21 protein-coding genes are annotated in these 21,751 nt (G+C 72.3%); 14 read left to right on the top strand and 7 right to left on the bottom strand.

From position 1 onward, the window contains the following. Positions 1-96 precede the first annotated feature (96 nt). The 3 genes from ACWCP2_RS34165 to ACWCP2_RS34155 form a co-directional block, all read right to left on the bottom strand. Positions 97-894 (bottom strand): DsbA family protein, encoded by a 798-nt coding sequence (locus tag ACWCP2_RS34165; RefSeq protein ID WP_450912453.1) that lies wholly within the window; start codon positions 892-894, stop codon positions 97-99. A 133-nt stretch (positions 895-1,027) separates the two neighbouring features. Then, on the bottom strand, positions 1,028-1,717 hold the full coding sequence (locus ACWCP2_RS34160; RefSeq protein WP_450912452.1) for a hypothetical protein: 690 nt from the start codon (positions 1,715-1,717) through the stop codon (positions 1,028-1,030). Between the two features lie 61 nt (positions 1,718-1,778). After that, positions 1,779-3,104 (bottom strand): DUF2252 domain-containing protein, encoded by a 1,326-nt coding sequence (locus ACWCP2_RS34155; RefSeq protein ID WP_450912468.1) that lies wholly within the window; start codon positions 3,102-3,104, stop codon positions 1,779-1,781. Positions 3,105-3,317: 213 nt separating this feature from the next. Here ACWCP2_RS34155 and dnaE point away from each other — a divergent pair, with 213 nt between their 5' ends. Then, on the top strand, positions 3,318-6,860 hold the full coding sequence (gene dnaE / locus ACWCP2_RS34150) for a DNA polymerase III subunit alpha (RefSeq protein ID WP_450912451.1): 3,543 nt from the start codon (positions 3,318-3,320) through the stop codon (positions 6,858-6,860). Positions 6,861-6,969: 109 nt separating this feature from the next. Here dnaE and ACWCP2_RS34145 read toward each other — a convergent pair whose 3' ends face one another. Further along, a complete protein-coding gene (locus ACWCP2_RS34145) occupies positions 6,970-7,140 on the bottom strand; it encodes a hypothetical protein (protein WP_450912450.1) in 171 nt (56 codons plus the stop codon). A 221-nt stretch (positions 7,141-7,361) separates the two neighbouring features. On the opposite strand from ACWCP2_RS34145, the gene ACWCP2_RS34140 reads away from it, so the two are divergent. The 4 genes from ACWCP2_RS34140 to ACWCP2_RS34125 all read left to right on the top strand — a co-directional run bounded on the left by ACWCP2_RS34140 (position 7,362) and on the right by ACWCP2_RS34125 (position 11,342). Continuing rightward, positions 7,362-8,714 (top strand): NYN domain-containing protein, encoded by a 1,353-nt coding sequence (locus ACWCP2_RS34140; protein WP_450912449.1) that lies wholly within the window; start codon positions 7,362-7,364, stop codon positions 8,712-8,714. A gap of 28 nt (positions 8,715-8,742) precedes the next feature. Beyond that, positions 8,743-9,795 carry an ABC transporter ATP-binding protein gene (locus tag ACWCP2_RS34135; protein ID WP_450912448.1) on the top strand — a complete coding sequence of 351 codons (1,053 nt, stop codon included), beginning with the start codon at positions 8,743-8,745 and terminating at the stop codon, positions 9,793-9,795. Then, the gene (locus ACWCP2_RS34130; protein WP_450912447.1) at positions 9,792-10,595 is read left to right on the top strand and encodes an ABC transporter permease; all 804 of its coding nucleotides are present in this window, start codon (positions 9,792-9,794) and stop codon (positions 10,593-10,595) included. Before ACWCP2_RS34135 ends, ACWCP2_RS34130 begins: the two co-directional genes overlap by 4 nt. Before the next feature lie 75 nt (positions 10,596-10,670). After that, on the top strand, positions 10,671-11,342 hold the full coding sequence (locus tag ACWCP2_RS34125) for a hypothetical protein (protein ID WP_450912446.1): 672 nt from the start codon (positions 10,671-10,673) through the stop codon (positions 11,340-11,342). Positions 11,343-11,524: 182 nt separating this feature from the next. Here the strand turns inward: ACWCP2_RS34125 and ybaK are convergent, their stop codons facing one another. The 3 genes from ybaK to ACWCP2_RS34110 are packed head-to-tail and all read right to left on the bottom strand — an operon-like array spanning position 11,525 to position 14,454. Next, entirely contained in the window at positions 11,525-12,013 is a 489-nt protein-coding gene (ybaK, locus tag ACWCP2_RS34120; protein WP_450912445.1) for a Cys-tRNA(Pro) deacylase, read from the bottom strand. Between the two features lie 10 nt (positions 12,014-12,023). Next, positions 12,024-12,761, bottom strand: coding sequence for an LON peptidase substrate-binding domain-containing protein (locus ACWCP2_RS34115; protein WP_450912444.1), 738 nt, complete (start codon positions 12,759-12,761; stop codon positions 12,024-12,026). 34 nt (positions 12,762-12,795) lie between these two features. Then, entirely contained in the window at positions 12,796-14,454 is a 1,659-nt protein-coding gene (locus ACWCP2_RS34110; RefSeq protein WP_450912443.1) for an oxidoreductase, read from the bottom strand. 145 nt (positions 14,455-14,599) lie between these two features. Between ACWCP2_RS34110 and hisD the strand changes: the two genes are divergently transcribed. The 9 genes from hisD to ACWCP2_RS34065 are packed head-to-tail and all read left to right on the top strand — an operon-like array spanning position 14,600 to position 21,631. Next, positions 14,600-15,922 carry a histidinol dehydrogenase gene (gene hisD, locus ACWCP2_RS34105; RefSeq protein ID WP_450912442.1) on the top strand — a complete coding sequence of 441 codons (1,323 nt, stop codon included), beginning with the start codon at positions 14,600-14,602 and terminating at the stop codon, positions 15,920-15,922. After that, positions 15,919-17,070: a histidinol-phosphate transaminase gene (locus tag ACWCP2_RS34100; protein ID WP_450912441.1), complete on the top strand. Its 1,152-nt coding sequence runs from the start codon at positions 15,919-15,921 to the stop codon at positions 17,068-17,070. The genes hisD and ACWCP2_RS34100 overlap by 4 nt, the downstream gene beginning before the upstream one ends. After that, positions 17,067-17,660: an imidazoleglycerol-phosphate dehydratase HisB gene (gene hisB, locus ACWCP2_RS34095; RefSeq protein WP_215035049.1), complete on the top strand. Its 594-nt coding sequence runs from the start codon at positions 17,067-17,069 to the stop codon at positions 17,658-17,660. Before ACWCP2_RS34100 ends, hisB begins: the two co-directional genes overlap by 4 nt. 1 nt (position 17,661) lies before the next feature. Further along, a complete protein-coding gene (locus ACWCP2_RS34090; protein WP_450912440.1) occupies positions 17,662-17,829 on the top strand; it encodes a hypothetical protein in 168 nt (55 codons plus the stop codon). Between the two features lie 5 nt (positions 17,830-17,834). Next, positions 17,835-18,476 (top strand): imidazole glycerol phosphate synthase subunit HisH, encoded by a 642-nt coding sequence (gene hisH, locus ACWCP2_RS34085; RefSeq protein ID WP_450912467.1) that lies wholly within the window; start codon positions 17,835-17,837, stop codon positions 18,474-18,476. Further along, positions 18,476-19,210: a bifunctional 1-(5-phosphoribosyl)-5-((5-phosphoribosylamino)methylideneamino)imidazole-4-carboxamide isomerase/phosphoribosylanthranilate isomerase PriA gene (priA, locus tag ACWCP2_RS34080; protein WP_450912439.1), complete on the top strand. Its 735-nt coding sequence runs from the start codon at positions 18,476-18,478 to the stop codon at positions 19,208-19,210. The genes hisH and priA overlap by 1 nt, the downstream gene beginning before the upstream one ends. Beyond that, positions 19,207-19,623, top strand: a complete 417-nt coding sequence (locus ACWCP2_RS34075) for a RidA family protein (protein ID WP_450912438.1) — start codon at positions 19,207-19,209, stop codon at positions 19,621-19,623. Before priA ends, ACWCP2_RS34075 begins: the two co-directional genes overlap by 4 nt. After that, complete coding sequence (gene hisF, locus ACWCP2_RS34070; RefSeq protein WP_422465494.1) at positions 19,620-20,375, top strand: imidazole glycerol phosphate synthase subunit HisF; 756 nt, start codon at positions 19,620-19,622, stop codon at positions 20,373-20,375. The genes ACWCP2_RS34075 and hisF overlap by 4 nt, the downstream gene beginning before the upstream one ends. 29 nt (positions 20,376-20,404) lie before the next feature. After that, entirely contained in the window at positions 20,405-21,631 is a 1,227-nt protein-coding gene (locus tag ACWCP2_RS34065; RefSeq protein WP_450912437.1) for an MFS transporter, read from the top strand. Positions 21,632-21,751: the final 120 nt, after the last annotated feature.

Below are 21,751 nucleotides of genomic sequence, written 5' to 3'. Positions count from 1 at the left end.
GACGGGTACGGTATCGGGACCAGCCCCGTGAAAGCAACGGACGGGCGAACTCTGGGAGTTCGCCCGTCCGTCGGGGTACCGCGGGAAGGAGGGAGGTCAGCCGGCGATGGCCTTGTCGATCGCCGCCGTGAACGCCTCGGGGGACTGCGGCAGCGGGTCGATCTTCTTGCCGTCCATCTTCAGCGTCGGCGTGCCCGTGACCCCGCTCTTGTCGAAGGCCTTGGACATCTCCAGCGCCCACCGGTCGTAGGTGCCGTCCTCGACCGCCTTCTTGAACGCTGCGTTCCCCTTGAGCGTCGGGACCTGGTCCGCCACCGTCAGCAGGTAGTCGTCCTTGGCGAACTTGTCGTCCTTCTCCTCCGGGTGGTTCGCCGCGGAGTAGAGGGCCGTCTTGTACTCCAGGAACGCCTCGGGGCTGACGTTGAGGGCCGCGCCCAGCGCGCTCAGGGCGTTCTTCGAGCCGGTGCCGGGGAAGCCCTTGTCCAGGAAGGTGGCGCCGATGTACTGGATCTTGTACTTGCCGGCGTCGAGGTCCTTCTTGACCTGCGGGCCCACCGCCTGCTCGAAGCTGGCGCAGACCGGGCAGCGGGAGTCCTCGTACAGCTCCAGGGTCTTCTTGGCGTCGGCCTTGCCGAGGACCACCGTCGTGCCGTTGTCGCCCGTGGTGTTCTTCGGCGCGACCAGGGGGGCGTCGGCGGCCTTCTCCCAGGCGGTCGGCTGGCTCGACTGCACGACGGCGTAGCCGACGCCGCCGGCCAGGGCCAGGACGGCCACGACGCCGCCCGCCACGAACACCTGCCGGCGGGCCTTGGCCTTCTTGGCCTGCTGCTCGCGCTCGATGCGCAGCCTCTCGCGGGCCGCCGCCTTGTTCGCCTGGCTGTTGCGTGCGCTCATCGTTCTCTCCGTGGGGTGTGGCTCAGCGGGTCCGCGGGTCCGCGGGTGCCGCGGTGGAGCCGGATGGAAGGGGGGATGTCCTCGTATGTACGTACGCGCGTGCGTGCGTGCGTGCGCACGTGCGGTGCGTACGTCAGGCGCGGGCGAACGCGCCGTGTACGCGAGGAGGTCCCCGCCGTCCCACGGAGTGCACGGGGAAGCGGGTACGGGCCACCGTGCTCCGCAGCGCCCGGGGCGGCGAGAGCCGTACCGGGGCCAGCGCCCGCGCCGCGCGGGCCGAGGCCATCCGCAGCGGGCGGAAGGCGCAGGCGGAGGCCGCGCTCAGCAGCCGGCCCAGCGCCCGCTCCCCGCGGTGCAGCCACAGCGAGGCGAGCAGTCCGACCGAGACGTGCGCGCCCAGCAGCAGCCAGGGCGTCCACGGTCCGGGTGCGGGCAGCAGCGCGGCCGGGCCGGCGGGCCCGCCCACCTCGGCGAGCGCGCCGCCCACCGGGCTGCCGCCGCAGAAGTCGGCGAGCCCCATGGCGCGCAGCGGACCCGAGACGGGGCCGCCCGCGGGGCCGTAGCACAGGTGCTGGCCGGAGGTCAGGACGGTGTCGGCGGCCAGCTCGAGGGGGACGAGCAGCCCGGCGATGTGGCCGAGGCCGCGCTCGCGTCCGGCCAGGGCGAAGGCGATCGCGAACACCGCGGCGAAAGCCCCTCCCACCAGGGCGGGAGGCAGCGGCACCCGGGACATCAGGACGTGGGAGCCGGCCGAGAGCAGCACGACGACCGCGCTGAACAGCGCGGCCCGCAGCCCTCGGAGACCCACCCCGGATATGTCCATCGTCGCGAGTGTGCCATGCGTCCCTGTGAGAGCGGGCCCTAGGTCCCGCTCCCGGCACCCTCTAGGGCAGGATCCGGCCGTTGCGGAAGAGGTCCACGAAGATCTGGTGGTCGGCGCGGGCCCGGGCGCCGTAGGCGTGCGCGAAGTCCACCAGCAGGTCCGCGAAACCCTCCTCGTCGGCGGCGATGGCCGCGTCGATGGCCCGCTCGGTGGAGAACGGGACCAGGGTGTGGCCGCTCTCCTGCTCGTCCGCCGCCCCGTGCATGGTCGCCGTGGCCCGGCCGAGGTCGGCGACCACGGCCGCGATCTCCTCCGGGTCGTCCAGGTCCGACCAGTCCAGGTCCACCGCGTACGGGGAGACCTCCGCGACGAGCTGTCCGGCCCCGTCCAGCTCCGTCCAGCCGAGCCACGGGTCGGCGTGCGCCTGCAGGGCGCGCTGGGAGATCACGGTGCGGTGCCCCTCGTGCAGGAAGTACTCGCGCACCGCCCGGTCGGTGACGTGCCGGGACACGGCCGGGGTCTGGGCCTGCTTGAGGTAGATCACGACGTCGTTCTCCAGGGCGTCGCTGTGCCCCTCCAGCAGGATGTTGTACGAGGGCAGGCCCGCCGAGCCGATGCCGACGCCCCGGCGGCCCACCACGTCCTTGACCCGGTAGGAGTCGGGCCGGATCAGGGACTCCTCGGGGAGGGTCTCCAGGTACCCGTCGAAGGCGGCGAGCACCTTGTACCGGGTGGCCGCGTCCAGCTCGATGGTCCCGGGGCCGGGGGAGAAGCGGCGCTCGAACTCGCGGATCTCCGTCATCGAGTCGAGGAGCGAGAAGCGGGTGCGGCGGCGGGCGTGGCGCAGGGCGTCCAGCAGCGGGCCCTCGGCGGTGTCCAGGGTGAAGGCGGGCACCTCCTCGTTCTTGGCTCCGGTGGCCAGTGCGTGGATGCGCTCCCGGTAGGCGGCCGCGTAGATCCGTACCAGCTCGCTGATCTGGTCGTCGCTGAGCGCCTTGGTGTAGCCGAGCAGGGCCACGGAGGCGGAGAACCGCTTCAGGTCCCAGGTGAAGGGGCCGACGTAGGCCTCGTCGAAGTCGTTGACGTTGAAGATCAGCCGGCCCTGGGCGTTCATGTACGTGCCGAAGTTCTCGGCGTGCAGATCACCGTGGATCCACACCCGGCCGGTGCGCTCGTCCAGGTACGGGCCGCCGTGCCGCTCGCGCTCCAGGTCGGCGTAGAAGAGGCAGGCGGTGCCCCGGTAGAAGGCGAAGGCCGAGGCCGCCATCTTGCGGAACTTGACCCGGAAGGCCGTGGGGTCTGCGGTGATCAGCTCGCCGAAGGCGATGTCGAACACGTCGAGTATCTGCTCGGCGCGCTGCTCGTCGGTCGTCTCGGGAACCGCCATGGCGGGTGCCTCCTGGTGGCGCGGGGTGGATCGCATATCGGACACGCGTCCTTGGGTCTGCAACGGACGAAGGTACCCGTCGGTGCCCGGGAACTGTCACTCGGGCCACGTAGGATTCATAGCTGCCGCCCCTCTCTCCCCGCCCGCCCGTCACCCGACCGCCGCCCCTCATCGAGGCACTCCGCGCCACTGTGATCTTCAGGAGCCCCCACCGTGACCAAGACGCCGTTCACGCACCTGCACGTCCACACCCAGTACTCCCTGCTGGACGGTGCCGCGCGGCTGAAGGACATGTTCAACGCGTGCAACGAGATGGGCATGAGCCACATCGCCATGTCCGACCACGGCAACCTGCACGGGGCCTATGACTTCTTCCACACCGCGAAGAAGGCGGGGATCACGCCGATCATCGGCATCGAGGCCTACGTGGCCCCGGAATCCCGGCGCAACAAGCGGCGCATCCAGTGGGGCCAGCCGCACCAGAAGCGCGACGACGTGTCCGGTTCCGGCGGTTACACGCACAAGACGATCTGGGCGGCGAACGCCACCGGCCTGAACAACCTCTTCCGGCTGTCCTCCGACGCCTACGCCGAGGGCTGGCTCACCAAGTGGCCGCGCATGGACAAGGAGACCATCAGCAAGTGGTCGGACGGCCTGATCGCCTCCACCGGCTGCCCCTCCGGAGAGCTCCAGACCCGCCTGCGCCTCGGACAGTTCGACGAGGCGCTGAAGGCCGCGTCCGAGTACCAGGACATCTTCGGCAAGGACCGCTACTTCCTGGAGCTGATGGACCACGGCATCGAGATCGAGCGCCGGGTCCGCGACGGTCTGCTGGAGGTCGGCAAGAAGCTCGGCATCCCGCCGCTCGTGACGAACGACTCCCACTACACGTACGCGAGCGAGGCCGGCGCCCACGACGCCCTGCTCTGCATCCAGACCGGCAAGAACCTCTCGGACCCGGACCGCTTCCGCTTCGACGGCACCGGCTACTACCTGAAGTCCACGGACGAGATGTACGCCATCGACTCCTCGGACGCCTGGCAGGAGGGCTGCGCCAACACGAAGCTGGTCGCGGACCAGATCGACACCGAGGGCATGTTCCAGTTCCGGAACCTGATGCCGAAGTTCGACATCCCGGACGGCTACACCGAGGTCACCTGGTTCCGCGAGGAGACCATGCGGGGCATGCAGCGCCGCTACCCCGGGGGCATCCCGGACGACCGGATGAAGCAGGCCGAGTACGAGATGGACACGATCATCTCGATGGGCTTCCCCGGCTACTTCCTCGTGGTCGCCGACTTCATCATGTGGGCCAAGAACCAGGGCATCGCGGTGGGCCCGGGCCGAGGCTCCGCGGCCGGCTCGATCGTCGCGTACGCCATGGGCATCACCGACCTCGACCCGATCACCCACGGCCTGATCTTCGAGCGGTTCCTGAACCCCGAGCGCGTCTCCATGCCCGATGTCGACATCGACTTCGACGAGCGCAGGCGCGTCGAGGTGATCCGGTACGTGACCGAGAAGTACGGCGCCGACAAGGTCGCCATGATCGGCACGTACGGCACCATCAAGGCCAAGAACGCGATCAAGGACTCGGCCCGCGTCCTGGGCTACCCGTACGCCATGGGCGACCGCCTCACCAAGGCCATGCCCGCCGACGTCCTCGGCAAGGGCATCCCGCTCTCCGGCATCCTCGACCCGCAGCACCCCCGCTACGGCGAGGCCGGCGAGATCCGCGGGATGTACGAGAACGAGCCGGACGTCAAGAAGGTCATCGACACCGCCCGCGGCGTGGAGGGCCTGGTCCGCCAGATGGGCGTGCACGCCGCCGGCGTGATCATGTCCAGCGAGACCATCACCGACCACGTACCGGTCTGGGTCCGCCACTCCGACGGCGTGACCATCACCCAGTGGGACTACCCGAGCTGCGAATCGCTCGGCCTGCTGAAGATGGACTTCCTCGGCCTGCGCAACCTCACGATCATGGACGACGCCGTCAAGATGGTGAAGGCCAACAAGGGGATCGACATCGATCTCCTCGGCCTGCCGCTCGACGACCCCAAGACCTTCGAACTGCTCGGCCGCGGCGACACCCTCGGCGTGTTCCAGTTCGACGGCGGGCCCATGCGCTCCCTGCTGCGCCTGATGAAGCCCGACAACTTCGAAGACATCTCCGCCGTGTCCGCCCTGTACCGGCCGGGCCCGATGGGCATGAACTCGCACACGAACTACGCCCTGCGCAAGAACAAGCAGCAGGAGATCACCCCGATCCACCCGGAGCTGGAGGGGCCGCTCGAAGAGGTGCTCGCGGTCACCTACGGCCTCATCGTCTACCAGGAGCAGGTCCAGAAGGCCGCCCAGATCATCGCCGGGTACTCGCTCGGCGAGGCCGACATCCTGCGCCGCGTGATGGGCAAGAAGAAGCCCGAGGAGCTGGCGAAGAACTTCGTCATCTTCGAGGCGGGCGCCAAGGAGAAGGGCTTCAGCGACCAGGCGATCAAGGCGCTGTGGGACGTCCTGGTCCCCTTCGCCGGCTACGCCTTCAACAAGGCCCACTCGGCCGCGTACGGACTGGTCTCCTACTGGACCGCCTACCTCAAGGCCAATTTCCCGGCCGAGTACATGGCGGGGCTGCTCACCTCGGTCAAGGACGACAAGGACAAGTCCGCGATCTACCTGAACGAGTGCCGCCGCATGGGCATCAAGGTGCTCCCGCCGAACGTGAACGAGTCGGAGCCCAACTTCGCCGCCCAGGGCGACGACGTGATCCTCTTCGGCCTCACCGCCGTGCGCAACGTCGGCACCAACGTCGTCGAGTCGATCATCAAGACCAGGAAGGCCAAGGGGAAGTACTCCACCTTCCCCGACTTCCTCGACAAGGTCGAAGCGGTCGTCTGCAACAAGCGCACCATCGAGTCCCTGATCAAGGCCGGCGCCTTCGACGAGATGGGCCACACCCGCAAGGGCCTGGTCGCCCACCACGAGCCCATGATCGACAACGTGGTCGCCGTCAAGCGCAAGGAGGCCGAGGGGCAGTTCGACCTCTTCGGCGGAATGGGTGACGCGGACGCGAGCGACGAGCCCGGCTTCGGTCTCGACGTGGAGTTCTCCGACGTCGAGTGGGAGAAGGCCTACCTGCTCGCCCAGGAGCGCGAGATGCTCGGCCTCTACGTCTCCGACCACCCGCTCTTCGGTCTGGAGCACGTGCTCTCCGACAAGACCGACGCCGGCATCTCCCAGCTCACCGGCGGGGAGCACGGCGACGGCGCGGTCGTCACCATCGGCGGCATCATCTCGGGCCTCCAGCGCAAGATGACCAAGCAGGGCAACGCCTGGGCCATCGCCACCGTCGAGGACCTGGCTGGCTCCATCGAGTGCATGTTCTTCCCCGCGACCTACCAGCTCGTCTCCACGCAGCTGGTCGAGGACACCGTCGTCTTCGTCAAGGGCCGCCTGGACAAGCGCGAGGACGTCCCCCGGCTGGTCGCCATGGAGATGATGGTCCCGGACCTGTCCAACGCCGGCACCAACGCCCCCGTGATCCTCACCATCCCCACCGTCAAGGTCACCCCGCCGATGGTGACCCGCCTCGGCGAGATCCTGCGCCACCACCAGGGCAACAGCGAGGTCCGGATCAAGCTCCAGGGGCCGCGCACCACCACCGTGCTCCGGCTCGACAAGCACCGCGTCAAGCCCGACCCGGCGCTCTTCGGCGACCTCAAGGTGCTGCTCGGCCCGTCCTGCCTGGCGGGGTAGCCTCCGCCGTCGCCGCCACCCCCGGCGCGGCTCGCGCACACGTGAAGAGGCCCGCCCCCGTCGACAGGGGCGGGCCTCTTCACGTACGAACGGCTGTGCCTGAGCGGCGTCAGTTGTGGCCGAACTTCTTTTCCCTCTTCTTGCCGGCCATCTGCAGCGGGCTCGGCGTCGGAGAGGAGGAGGGCGCGGGCGAGGATTCCATCGACGTCTTCGCCGGATCCTGCGAAGCCGAGCGGTCCTGAGACTTGGCGGGCTGCTGGCGGTTCTTGTTCTTGGCCATGGGATGCCTCCGTGGGGGGTGTAGGGGCCAGGGCCGCCTTCACACTCACACAGGGCCGTAAACGGCGCATTTTGGATCATTACCGCGCGTAGTCGGGGGTCCTGCCGGGGAACTCCGGGAGATACGCCACGCCGATGATCGAGTTCCGGCCGTCAAGGCCGTTGCCGTCGGGCAGACTCTGGGAAACCGCGAAAGACACAGAGGACCCCCAGGGGAAGAGGGTGGTACGCGTGGACCGCTGCGTCGTCCTGGTGGATGCCGGCTACCTGCTGGGCGCCGCCGCGAGCCTCCTCGCAGGAGAGCCCTCCCGCTCCCGGATCACCGTCGACCATGCGGCGCTCATCCAGGGCCTGCGCGAGCGCGCCGAGGCCGACACCGAGCAGCCGCTCCTGCGGATCTACTGGTTCGACGGCGCCCCCGACCGGGTGCCCCAGCCCGAGCACCGGCGGCTGCGCGTCATGCCCCGCGTCACCGTCCGCCTGGGCGCCCTGACCCGCAGCGACGGCCGCTGGGCCCAGAAGGGCGTCGACGCGGCCATGCACGCCGAGCTCACCGAGCTCGCCCGCAACCGGGCCTGCTCGGACGTCGTACTCGTCACCGGCGACGGGGACCTGCTGCCCGGCCTGATGTCCGCCAAGGAACACGGGGTCGCCGTCCACCTGTGGGCCGTCCAGGCCGCCGACGGGGACTACAACCAGTCCGAGGACCTCGTCGCCGAAGCCGACGAACGCCGCGTCCTGGACCGCACCTGGATCACCCGCGCCGTCCGCGCCCGCGACCTCACCGGACTCTGCGCCCCCGCACCGGCCCCGCGCCCCGAGATCGCCGCCATCCTCTCCGCACCGCTGCCCGAGGCCGCCCTCGCCGAGGCCGCCCGCGGCACCGGCACCGGCGGCGGAACCCGGCCCGCGCCCCCCGTGGAGCCCGAGGAGGGCGGCGTACCGGCCACCGCCGCCACCGGCGCCAACGGCAAGACCGTCCCGACGCCCAAGGACCTCGCGGGCGCCCTGCGCGCCCCCGGCGCCGCCGCACCCGCCGCCGGGCCCGGCCAGGCCCTCGGCGCGGCCCCGGCGGGCAGCGCCCTGCGATGGTCCTCCGACAAGGGGTGGGTCGACCGCGCCGGACCGCTCGGCGAGCCCGCCGAGACCGCCTCGCTGCCCACCCTCGCCCAGCTCACCTCCGCCGAGCAGCGCTGGGCGGACCGCGAGGAGGACATCACCACCGTCGGCGGCGACCCCTTCGAGGTCGGCCAGGTGTTCGCCCGGCGCTGGATGGAACGGCTCCCGGAGACCGTGCACCTGCAGAAGCTCGCCACCATGTACCCGCGGATTCCGCACCGCATCGACGGGGAACTGCTGCGCTACGCCGCCCGCTTCGGGCTCCTCGCGCACAAGGACGACCAGATCGACGAGCACGACCGCTACGCCATCCGGGCCGGCTTCTGGCGCGAGATCGACGTACGGGCGGCCGCGGAACACGTGGCCGGCGGCGGGACGGCGCCCGGACCGGCCCCCGTCCCCGGGGCTCCCGCGGCCCCCGTGGCGGTGGCCCCGGCGGCCCCGGCAGCCGAGTAGGGCCCGCAACCCCGTAGGCTGCTCCCTCGTGAGTACGGGGACAGCACAGGCAGGACCGCCGCGCGGTGGCCGCACGGCAGGGACCGCGGGACCGGCCCGCGACGTGGTCTGCGCGGTACGCGACCTGGTCAAGACGTATCCCGCGGTACGAGGACGGCGCGGGGCCCCGGCCCTGCCCGAGACCCGTGCCACCGACGGGATCTCCCTGGACGTCCGGCGCGGCGAGATCTTCGGCCTGCTCGGCCCCAACGGCGCCGGCAAATCGACCCTGGTCCGCCAGCTCACCGGCCTGCTGCGGCCCGACTCCGGCTCGGTGACCCTGCTCGGCCACGACCTCGTACGCCACCCCGACCGCTCCGCCCGGCTGCTCTCCTACCTGGGGCAGGAATCCACCGCCCTCGACGAGCTCACGGTCTCCCTGGCCGCCGAGACCACCGGCCGGCTGCGCGGCCTCGGCCTGCGCGAGGCGCGAACCGCCCGGGACTCCGTACTGGAAGAACTCGGCCTGACCGGGATCGCCGGACGCCCCCTGAAGAAGCTGTCCGGCGGACAGCGGCGCCTCGCGTGCTTCGCCGCCGCGCTGGTGGGGGAGCGGCCCGTCCTGGTGCTCGACGAGCCCACGACCGGCATGGACCCGGTGGCCCGGCGGGCCGTCTGGGCCGCCGTCGACCGCCGCCGCGCCGAGTCCGGGGCCACCGTCCTGCTGGTCACCCACAACGTCATCGAGGCCGAGACCGTCCTCGACCGGGTCGCCGTCATCGACCAGGGCCGCGTCATCGCCTGTGACACCCCCGCCGGGCTCAAGGCGCAGGTGTCCGGCGAGGTCCGGCTCGAACTGGTCTGGCGTACCGCGCCGCCGCTGGAGCTCCCGGAGGTCGCCGCGCTCGCCCCCGCGGCCACCGAATCCGGGCGGCGCTGGGTGCTGCGGCTCGGACCCGACGAGGCGCGGGCGGCGGTGGCCGCCGTGACCGGCGGCCCGGCCTTCGCCGCCCTCGACGATTTCACGCTGGCCACGCCGAGCCTGGAGGACGTGTACCTCGCCCTGGGCGGACGGACCTCGAAGGGACTGGTGAAGGCGTGAGCGCCACCGCCACCACCGCCGCCACCACGGCCGCGCACACGGCCGTGGGCGTCCTGGCACCCCGAGCCCGGTTCTTCCCGGCGCTGGCCGCCGTCTACCGGGCCCAGCTGTCCCGCGCGCGGGTCTCGCGGATCCCCCTGCTGTTCGTGGCCACCTTCCAGTCCGTCGGGATCATGATCCTGATGCGGGGCGTGGTCGACGGGGGCTCCGAGGCGCGGGCCGTCGTCGCCGGTTCCTCCGTGCTGGTCGTCGCCTTCGTCGCGCTGAACCTGCTCGCCCAGTACTTCGGCCAGCTCCGGGCCAGCGGCGGGCTCGACCACTACGCCACCCTGCCGGTGCCGCCCGCGTCCGTGGTGCTGGGCGCGGCCGCCGCGTACGCCTCCTTCACGCTGCCCGGCACGCTGGTGACGGCCGTCTTCGGCAGCGTGCTGTTCGGGCTGCCCCTGGGCGGCCTGTGGATCCTGGCCGCCGTGGTGCCGCTGGCGGGGGCCGCCCTCGCCGGGCTCGGGGCGGCGCTCGGCCTGCTCGCCCCCCGGCAGGAGCTGGCCACCCTCGCCGGACAGCTCGGCATGTCCGCGGCCCTGCTGCTGGGCGTACTGCCGCCCGAGCGGATGCCCGGCGTCATCGTCTGGGCGCGGGACCTGCTGCCGTCCACGTACGGCGTGGAGGCCTTCGCCCGCACCTTCGAGCCGCATCCCGACTGGACGGCCGTCCTCCTCGACCTCGGCGTCTGCGCCGGGGTGGGCGTGCTGTCCCTCGCCGTCGCGACCTGGGCCTACCGGCGGGCCGCGGTCCGCTGACGGCCGCCGGGGCCGCGCGCCCGGGCCGCGCCGGGGCCGATCGTTAAATCAAACACTTCCTGGCACGATGTGGGGGTGACCGAAGCCGTGACCCCCTATGACAAGCCCGACCAGCCGTCGCCTCCGGCGGCCGGTGCGCCCGCGCCCGAGCCCGCCTTCTCCCCCTCCGACATCCGGGACGGCGCCGCCATCGCCCTCGTGACCGGCGTGGCCGGCGTGCTCCTCGGGCTGCTGTGGGTCTGGCTCGCGCCGCGCGTGCAGTACGTCTCCAACGGCGAGGCCGTGTTCCTGCGCGACACCGAGAGCGAGGCGCGCATCGGGGCCGACGGAACCTTCCTCCTGCTGTCCGTCGGATTCGGCGTGCTCAGTGCGGTGGCCGTCTTCCTGTGGCGCCGGAGCGGGGGCGCGGCGCAGGTCGTCGGGCTCGCGGTCGGGTCGGTCTTCGCCGCGATGGTCGGCTGGCGGGTGGGTCTGTGGCTGGGGCCGTCCTCGGACCTCGTGGCGGTCGCCCGGAAGGCGGGGAAGGGTGTCCCCTTCGACGCCCCGCTGGAGCTGCTCGCGCACGGGGCGCTGCTCGGGTGGCCGATGGCCGCGGTCGTCGTGCACCTCGCGCTGACCGCGCTGTGGGGCACCCGGGATCCGGCGCCGGACCCCGGCGTGTGGCCGTCGGGCTACTACCAGGCCCCTGCGGGCCCGGCCGGCTCCCCGGCCGCGGACCCCTCCGGTACGGAGCCTCCGCGCCCGTAGCCCCGGTAGGGGTGGGCGGGCCCTGCGGGGCTCGTCCCCCACCCGCCCTTCCACCGTTCCCCGGGCTCCGCCCGGACCCGTACGTGCGCTGCGCGCCCGGCGTGTGAGGGCACGGGGTCCGGGGCGGAGCCCCGGGGAACGGGCGAAGGGCGGGTAGGGGACTCCGCCCCGCAGGGCCGCCGCTACGCGCGGGCGACCGCGGCCATGGTGGCCGAGGTCAGGGCGGCCAGGGCGGCCGGGGCCAGTTCGACCTCCAGGCCGCGGCGGCCCGCCGAGACGCAGATGGTGGGGAAGGCCGACGCCGAGGCGTCCAGGACCGTCGGCAGGCGCTTGCGCTGCCCCAGCGGGGAGATGCCGCCCAGGACGTAGCCCGTGGTGCGCTCCGCCAGTGCCGGATCGGCCATCGCCGCCCGCTTGCCGCCCACCGCCGAGGCCAGGGCCTTCAGGTCGAGGCTGCCCGAGACCGGGACCACCGCGACCACCAGGGAGCCGTCCACGTCGGCGAGGAGCGTCTTGAAGACCTGCGCCGGGGAGACCCCGAGGGCCTGGGCGGCCTCCTCCCCGTAGGACGGGTGGGCCGGGTCGTGCTCGTAGGCGTGCACGGTGAACTCGGCGCCGGCCGCGGTCAGGGCCACGATCGCCGGGGTGCCGGCCGGCTTCTTCTTCGCCATGGGTCCTTCGTCAGTTGGGGCTCGTCGGGGCGCGGGTGAGGTCCACGGCCGGGAGCGAGGGGAGGTGGCGGATGACGGCCGTCTCGGTGCGCAGCAGCTTCAGCTCCTCCGCGAGGCGGGTCGCCGTGTCCGGGGCCTGCAGCAGGCGCTGCTTCGCCGGGATGTCCAGCACCGCGGCCGCCGCGACCAGGTACGAGACCACCGAGGGCTCGTCGGGGAGGTCCATGCCGGTCAGGGACCGTTCGCGGGCTCCGGCGAGCCGCTTCTGGTACGTGCGGAACGCCCGCAGCACGCCCTCCGCCAGCGCGCCCGCGCCGTCGCCCGCGTCCTCCGGGAGCTCCTCCAGCTCCGCCACGAGGAACGGGCCGGACGCGTCGACCGACAGCAGCCGTACGCGGACGGTGCCGGTCGCCATCACCTCGAAGCTGCCGTCCTCCCGTTCCCGGATGGAGGCGGCGTCCGCGATGCAGCCCACCCGGTGGAAGGCCTGGACCGGGTCCGCGCCGAAACCGGCGGCCGGGCCGCGCTCGGGCACGGCCGTCTGGTCGGGCAGGCCGGGCGAGGTCGGGGCGACCTCCCGGCCGTCGCGGATCGCGACGACCGCGAAACGGCGGGGCTCGTCCTCTCCCGCTTTCAGCAGCTCGCGCATCATGGCGCGATAACGCTCCTCGAAGATGTTCAGCGGGAGGACGAGTCCCGGGAACAGCACCGAGTTGAGCGGGAAGAGTGGCAGGCGAACGGTGGTCACGAGGCACAGGGTAGTGGCCGTGGCCCGAGGACGGTTATCCCCGCCTCAGGACGCGGGAGGCGCCGGCCGCGACCGTCGTGGCCAGGATCCAGCCGAGGATGACCAGGGCCGCCGTGCCCCACTGCCAGCCGCCCCGCAGAATCCACTGGTCCTGCTGGCCCAGGTCGATCACCGGGAGCAGCAGGTCCAGCGCGAACAGCGCCGGGTTCCAGTCCGGGGCCTCGTCCGCCTTGAGCGGCGGGGGCTTGTCGTGCACGGTGAAGAGCACGGTCCCGGCCGCCCACAGCACGGCCATCCACAGCGCCGCCCGGCCCGGCCGGTAGCCGTAGGCCACCGTCCAGTCCTGGAGATGGCCCCACGCGCGCAGCGCCGGCGGCAGCGTCGCCCGGCGGCGCCGCTGTTTGGCCAGCAGCACCTCGCGGGCGTCCGCGTCCTCCCCGGAGGCCCGCAGGACCGCGGCGAGCCGCTCGTACGGTTCCGGGGAGTACTCGGGGGTGGCCGCCTCGACCCACTCCAGCCGGCGGGCCGGCGGGAAGGGGCCCCGGGGCGCGAGGTTCTCGTAGCCGAAGCCCTCGATGGACAGCCGGCCCGGGCGGGCCGGCCAGCTCGTGGCCGTGTCCACGAGCTTGACCACCCGCGCGCCCGACAGCACGACGCGTCCGCGCTCCGGGCGCTCGCCGACGAACCGCAGCTCCGGGGTGTGGATGCGGCGCAGCGAGACCTCCTGGTCCTCCGTGAGGGTGAACCGGGCCCCGTAGAAGTCCACGGCGTCCCCGAAGCGGCCGTCGTCCAGCCGCAGGCCGCCCCGGCACTCGAAGTGCTGCGCGGGCTCGCCGCGCAGCGGGGTGTAGCCCTGCCCGTAGGGGGGCGTGAAGGAGCCCGAGCCCGAGTCGCCCGAGGCGTGGTCCAGGGCGATGGAGGTCAGGTAGAGGGTGCGCTCGACGGTGAGCTGCGGGGCGTTCAGCGCCCGTTTCCCGGCCGGATTGCTCAGGCGGGCCCCGCGCAGGCTCATCGACACGCCGACCTTGGCGCCGCGCAGGCTCACCTCCCCGTAGGTCCGCAGCAGCTCGCCCTGGAAGTCCTGCGCCACCGACATGCCGTCGGCGGCCAGGGCCCGACCCCTGCCGTCGCGCTGCAGCACCGCCTCGCTGATCAGCAGGTCGGTGCCGATCTGCGCGTCGGTCAGCCGGATCCCGCGGGCCACCCGGCAGCGCGGCAGGTGCAGGTCGCCCTCCGTGTGCAGGCGGGCCGCGTCGAGGCGGGGGATCGCGCAGTTGACCATGCGCAGGGTGCCGCAGCGGGTCTCGGAGAGCTGCACCTCGCCGTCGAAGCGGCAGGACTGGAGCTCCACGTACGGGCCGACCGTGCCCCCGGAGAGGTCGAGGCGGCCGGTGATCCGCACGCCGCGCAGCTTCAGGGAGGCCACCCGGCCCGGCACCGGGCCCGGCCCGTGGAGCAGCAGCAGGGCCACCACGGCCGCGCGGACACTGCGCTCGGGGCCCCAGACCCGGTCGGCGTGCGGATCGTCCCGCTCGGCGGTGCGGGTGCTGAGATCGCAGACGCTGCCGGTCCGGAACGCGTCCCACATGCGCCGCTCCGGGGCGGTGAGACCGTCCGGTTCCCCGTCCGGTTCCCCGGCCGGTTCTCCGTGCCGTTCTCCGTTCGTTGCCCCCTCCGGGCGTGCTTCGGCCATGGCGGCCCCCCTCCGCTCGTCCGCGCGGACACCCGCGCCTGCCTGCACGCTAGGGGGCCGCTGTGACATCGGGAAACGTCCGTGGCCTGTATCAGCCAGTGATACGGACGAACGGTGGCGCGAGGCGGTCTGAGAGAATTGCCGGGTGATCTCTCGTATCGACCTGCGCGGCGACACCCTCCCCGAGGGTGGCGCCCTGCGCGATCTGCTGCCCCGTGCCGAGTTCGACGTAGAAGCCGCCCTGGAGAAGGTGCGGCCGATCTGCGAGGACGTCCACCATCGTGGAACGGCGGCGCTGATCGAGTACGCGCAGAAGTTCGACGGGGTGGAGCTCGAGCAGGTCAGGGTGCCCGCCCAGGCGCTGCAGGCCGCTCTCGACCAGCTCGACCCCGCTGTCCGCGCCGCCCTGGAGGAGTCGATCCGGCGCGCCCGGATCGTGCACCGCAGCCAGCGCCGCAGCGAGCACACCACCCAGGTGGTCCCCGGCGGCACCGTGACCGAGAAGTGGGTTCCGGTGGAGCGCGTGGGGCTGTACGCCCCGGGCGGCCGCTCGGTGTACCCGTCCTCCGTCGTGATGAACGTGGTCCCGGCCCAGGAGGCGGGCGTCGAGTCCATCGCGCTCGCGTCCCCGCCGCAGAAGGAGTTCGGGGGTCTGCCGCACCCGACGATCCTCGCCGCCTGTGCCCTGCTCGGTGTGGACGAGGTGTACGCGGCCGGCGGCGCCGTCGCCGTGGCGATGTTCGCCTACGGCACCGAGGACTGCCTGCCCGTGAACATGGTCACCGGCCCCGGCAACATCTGGGTCGCCGCCGCCAAGCGCTACTTCACCGGGAAGATCGGCATCGACACCGAGGCCGGCCCGACCGAGATCGCGGTCCTCGCGGACTCCACGGCCGACCCGGTGCACGTCGCCGCCGACCTGATCAGCCAGGCCGAGCACGACCCGCTGGCCGCCGCCGTGCTCGTCACGGACTCCGAGGAGCTCGCGGCCGCCGTCGAGAAGGAGCTGGAGCCGCAGGTCGCGGCCACCAAGCACATCGAGGACCGGGTCAAGCCCGCGCTGGCCGGCCGGCAGTCCGCGATCGTGCTGGTCGACAGCCTGGAGGACGGCCTCAAGGTCGTCGACGCGTACGGCGCCGAGCACCTGGAGATCCAGACCGCCGACGCGGCCGCCTGGGCCGCCCGCGTGCGCAACGCCGGCGCGATCTTCGTCGGCCCGTGGTCCCCGGTCTCGCTGGGCGACTACTGCGCCGGCTCCAACCACGTACTGCCCACCGGCGGCTGCGCCTGCCACTCCTCGGGCCTGTCCGTGCAGTCCTTCCTGCGCGGCATCCACATCGTCGACTACACGCGCGACGCCCTCGCCGAGGTCACCCACCACGTGGTGACCCTGGCCGAGGCCGAGGACCTGCCCGCGCACGGCGCGGCTCTCAAGGCACGATTCGGGTGGAAGGTTCCCCAGGCATGACCGGCACCACTGACAGCACCGAGGACGCGGCCACGGCGAACGTCATCGGCATCGACGACCTCCCCATCCGCGACGAGCTCCGCGGCAAGACCCCGTACGGTGCCCCGCAGCTGGACGTGCCCGTCCAGCTCAACACCAACGAGAACCCGTACGGGCTCCCCGAGCCGCTCGTCGCCCGCATCGCCGAGCGCGTCGCCGAGGCCGCCCGCACCCTCAACCGGTACCCCGACCGGGACGCCGTCGAGCTGCGCACCGAGCTCGCCGCCTACCTCACCCGTACCGGCAAGCACCCGGTCGCACGGGAGAACGTCTGGGCCGCCAACGGCTCCAACGAGGTGCTCCAGCAGCTGCTGCAGACCTTCGGCGGGCCCGGCCGCACCGCGATCGGCTTCGAGCCCTCGTACTCGATGCACGCGCTGATCGCGCGCGGCACCGGGACCGAGTGGATCTCCGGGCCGCGCGAGGAGGACTTCACCATCGAGGTGGAGGCCGCCGAGCGGGCGATCGCCGAGCACGCCCCCGACGTCGTCTTCATCACCTCGCCCAACAACCCCACGGGCACCGCGGTCGGGGCGGAGACGGTCCTGGCCCTGTACGAGGCCGCGCAGGCGGCCAAGCCGTCCCTGGTCATCGTGGACGAGGCCTACGTGGAGTTCAGCCACCGGGACTCGCTGCTGCCGCTGATCGAGGGCCGCCCGAACCTGGTGGTCTCCCGGACCATGTCCAAGGCCTTCGGCGCCGCCGGCCTGCGCCTGGGCTACCTGGCCGCGCACCCGGCCGTGGTCGACGCCGTACAGCTCGTACGCCTGCCGTACCACTTGTCGGCCGTCACCCAGGCGACCGCGCTGGCCGCCCTGGAGTTCACCGACACCCTCCTCGGCTACGTCGAGCAGCTCAAGGCCGAGCGGGACCGCCTGGTCACCGAGCTGCGGGGGATCGGCTTCGAGGTCACCGACTCCGACTCGAACTTCGTACAGTTCGGGCGGTTCGAGAACTCCCACACCGCCTGGCAGAAGATCCTCGACCAGGGCGTCCTGGTCCGGGACAACGGAGTACCGGGATGGCTGCGGGTCACCGCGGGCACCCCGGCCGAGAACGACGCGTTCCTGGAAGCGGTTCGCGCACTGAAGAAGGAGCAGCACGCATGAGCCGCATCGGACGGGTCGAACGGACCACGAAGGAGACCTCGGTCCTCGTCGAGATAAACCTCGACGGCACGGGCAAGGTCGACGTCTCGACGGGCGTGGGCTTCTACGACCACATGCTCGACCAGCTCGGCCGCCACGGCCTCTTCGACCTCACGGTCAAGACCGAGGGCGACCTGCACATCGACAGCCACCACACCATCGAGGACAGCGCGCTCGCGCTCGGTGCCGCCTTCAAGCAGGCCCTCGGCGACAAGGTCGGCATCTACCGCTTCGGCAACTGCACCGTGCCGCTCGACGAGTCCCTCGCCCAGGTGACCGTCGACCTGTCCGGCCGCCCGTACCTCGTGCACACCGAGCCCGAGAACATGGCGCCGATGATCGGCTCGTACGACACGACGATGACCCGGCACATCTTCGAGTCCTTCGTCGCGCAGGCCCAGATCGCCCTGCACATCCACGTGCCGTACGGCCGCAACGCCCACCACATCGTGGAGTGCCAGTTCAAGGCGCTGGCCCGGGCCCTGCGCTACGCCGCCGAGTTCGACCCGCGCGCCGCCGGGATCCTGCCCTCCACGAAGGGCGCCCTCTAGCGTGAACGGGCTCAACTCGATCCTGATCTTCCTCGGCCTGTTCCTGGCCGGTGGCGCCTATTCGTTCAAGAAGCAGAAGATCTCCACGTCCGTCGTCGTCCTGCTCGCCCTCGGCTCCGCGATGTGCCTGCTCGCCGGAGTCCTGCGGATCCAGGGAATTTGGGAGTGAGTACCGTGGCCCCCACCAAGAAGGTCGTGGTCTTCGACTACGGCTTCGGCAACGTCCGCTCCGCCGAGCGCGCCCTCGCGCGCGCCGGCGCGGACGTGGAGATCACCCGCGACTACGACAAGGCCATGGACGCCGACGGACTCCTCGTCCCCGGTGTCGGCGCCTTCTCCGCCTGCATGCAGGGGCTCAAGGACGCGCGCGGCGACTGGATCATCGGCCGCCGGCTCTCCGGCGGCCGCCCGGTCATGGGCATCTGCGTCGGCATGCAGATCCTCTTCGAGCGCGGCATCGAGCACGGAGTGGAGACCGAGGGACTCGACGAGTGGCCCGGCACGGTCGGCCCGCTCCAGGCCCCGATCGTCCCCCACATGGGCTGGAACACCGTGGACGCGCCGTCCGACAGCCAGGCCTTCGCCGGCCTGGACGAGGACGCGCGCTTCTACTTCGTGCACTCCTACGCGGCCCACGACTGGTCGCTGGAAGTCACCAACCCGCTGATCAAGGCCCCCAAGGTCACCTGGGCCACGCACGGCGAGCGGTTCGTCGCGGCGGTGGAGAACGGGGCCCTGTGGGCCACCCAGTTCCACCCCGAGAAGTCCGGGGACGCCGGCGCCCAGCTCCTCACCAACTGGATCGAGACCCTGTGATGACGACGTCGAAGAAGCTCGAACTGCTCCCCGCCGTCGACGTCCGCGACGGCCAGGCCGTCCGCCTCGTGCACGGCGTCTCCGGCAGCGAGACCTCCTACGGCTCCCCGCTCCAGGCCGCCCTGGCCTGGCAGTCCGCCGGCGCCGAATGGCTGCACCTGGTCGACCTGGACGCCGCCTTCGGCACCGGTGACAACCGCGCGCTCGTCGCCGAGATCACCGGCGCCATGGACATCAAGGTCGAGCTGTCCGGCGGCATCCGCGACGACGCCTCGCTCGCCGCGGCCCTCGCCACCGGCTGCACCCGCGTCAACCTCGGCACCGCCGCCCTGGAGACCCCCGAGTGGGCCGCCCAGGCCATCGCCGAGCACGGCGACAGGATCGCGGTCGGCCTCGACGTCCGCGGCACCACCCTCAAGGGCCGCGGCTGGACCAGCGAGGGCGGGGACCTCTACGAGACCCTCGCGCGCCTGGACTCCGAGGGCTGCGCCCGCTACGTCGTCACCGACATCGGCAAGGACGGCACCCTCACCGGCCCCAACCTGGAGCTGCTGAAGAACGTCTGCGCCGCCACCGACCGGCCCGTCGTCGCCTCCGGCGGCATCTCCTCCCTCGACGACCTGCGCGCACTGGCCGGGCTCGTCGAGGCCGGCGTCGAGGGCGCCATCGTAGGCAAGGCCCTGTACGCCAAGGCGTTCACGCTCGAAGAAGCCCTGAAGGTGGTCTCCGCATGAGTTCCGAGAACAGCTCCGCGAGCAGTTCCGACGTCCGACGCATCTCCTCCGGCGGCGCCTACGAGGACGTACTCGGCTACTCCCGCGCCGTCCAGCTCCCCAACGGGCTGGTCCTGGTCTCCGGCTGCACCGGCGCCGACGCGGGCGGCCCGTACGACCAGACGAAGAAGGCCTTCTCCGTGGCCTTCGCGGCGCTGGAGCAGGCCGGACTCGGCCCCGAGCACGTGGTCCGCACCCGCCTCTACCTCACGCACGCCCGCGACGTGGACGAGGTCGGCCGCGCCCACAGCGAGCTCTTCGACACGATCCGCCCCGCCTCGACGCTGATCATCGTCAACGGGTTCGTGGACCCGAGCATGGTCGTCGAGGTGGAGGTCGAGGCCTTCGGCCCCGTCGCGGGAGGCGCCGCATGACCCTCGCCGTACGGGTGATCCCCTGCCTGGACGTGGACAACGGCCGCGTGGTCAAGGGCGTCAACTTCCAGAACCTGCGCGACGCCGGCGACCCCGTCGAGATGGCCAAGCTCTACGACGCCGAAGGCGCCGACGAGCTGACCTTCCTCGACATCACCGCGTCCTCCGGGAACCGGGAGACCACCTACGACGTGGTGCGCCGCACCGCCGAACAGGTCTTCATCCCGCTGACCGTGGGCGGCGGCGTCCGCACCGCCGACGACGTGGACAAGCTGCTGCGGGCCGGCGCCGACAAGGTCGGCGTGAACACCGCCGCCATCGCCCGGCCCGAGCTCATCCAGGAGATCGCGGAACGCTTCGGCCGGCAGGTGCTCGTGCTGTCCGTCGACGCCCGCCGCACCGCCTCCGGGTCCTTCGAGGTCACCACCCACGGCGGCCGGCGGAGCGCCGGCATCGACGCCGTCGAGTGGGCGCACCGGGCGGCCGAGCTGGGCGCCGGGGAAATCCTGTTGAACTCGATGGACGCGGACGGTACCAAGGACGGCTACGACACCGAGATGATCGCGGCCGTGCGCAAGCACGTCACGGTACCGGTGATCGCCTCGGGCGGCGCGGGCACGCTCGCGCACTTCCCGCCGGCGATCGCGGCGGGCGCCGACGCGGTGCTCGCGGCGTCGGTGTTCCACTTCGGCGACCTGCGCATCGGGCAGGTCAAGGACGCGCTGAGGGAAGCGGGCCACCCGGTCCGCTGAGGTTCGCTTCGCCCGTGGGGGGCCGGTTCGTGAACGGGAACGTCTGGCGGGACGGCAACGTCCTGCGCTGGCTGGCCGCCTACGGGGCTTCGCTCGTCGGGGACGGGGTCTACTTCCTCGCCCTCGGCTGGGCGGCCGCCCAGACGGCCGGCCCGGCCGAGGTCGGGCTGGTCATGGCCGTCGGCGCGATACCGAGGGCGCTGCTCATGCTGGGCGGCGGGGTGATCGCCGACCGCTTCGGGCCCCGGCTGGTGGTCATCTCCTCCGACGCGGTGCGCTGCGGTGTCGTCCTCGGCCTGGCGCTCGTCCTGGCCCTCGGTTCCCCGGGCCTGTGGGTCCTCGTCCTCGTCGCGCTGGTCTTCGGCATCGTGGACGCGCTGTTCATGCCGGCCGTCGGCGCGCTGCCGCCGCGGATCGCGGGGCCCGGGCAGCTGGTACGCGTCCAGGGGCTGCGCAGCCTCGCGGAACGCGTCGGGCACACCGCCGGGCCGCCGGTGGCGGGGCTGGCGATGGGGCTGGGCGGGCCGGCGTCGGCCTTCGCGGTGGCGTCGGCGCTGTTCGGGATCTCGCTGGTGCTGCTGCTGGCGGTACGCATCGCCCCCCTGCCGGCGCCGGCGACCGTACTGCCCGCCGCCTCCCCGGAGAGCCCCTGGGGGCAGCTCCGCTCGGGACTCGGCTACATCCGGCGGCACGGGCTGATCGGCCCCCTGGTCCTGTCGGGGGCACTGAGCCAGCTCGGCACCTCCGCCCCGATGACCCTGGGGCTCATCCTCGTCTCGGAGGAGCGTGGCTGGGGGCCGGGCGGGGTCGGCTGGATCATCGGCGGGATGGGCGCGGGCGCGGCGTCGAGCGCGCTCGTGCTGACCCTGATCCCGCGGTTCCCCCGGGCCGGCGCGATCCAGAACCTCACCCTGATCATCGGCTCGGCCGGGATCGGCGGTCTGGTCCTGGCCCCGACCCTGCCGGTCGCCGTGGCACTGGCGGTGCTGACCGGTCTGGTCTGCGGGATCTGCGGAGGCCTGGCCATCGCCCTCATCCAGACGGCCACCGATCCCGCGTACCTGGGCCGGGTCAGCTCCGTGATGGCCTTCACGGCGGTCGGCCTGGCCCCGCTGGCCTATCCGGCCTTCGGCTTCGCCGCCGATGTGTGGGGCGTGACCCCGGTCTTCCTGGCGGGGGCGGCGGTGTCCATGGCGGGCGCGATCGTAGGCACCTCGGCCCCGGCGGTCCGCCGAGCGGAGCTGGCCCTGGCGTAACCCTGCGGGGCCGTCCCCGACCCGCCCTTCCACCGTTCCCCGGGCGCTGCCCGGACCCCGGTCCTCAAACGCCGGACGGGCTGGGGGGGTACCGGGCTGCGCCCGGACCCCTCCTGGGGC

This window comes from Streptomyces sp. NPDC002104 (assembly GCF_053593795.1).
This window is presented reverse-complemented; position numbering and strand designations above follow the sequence as displayed.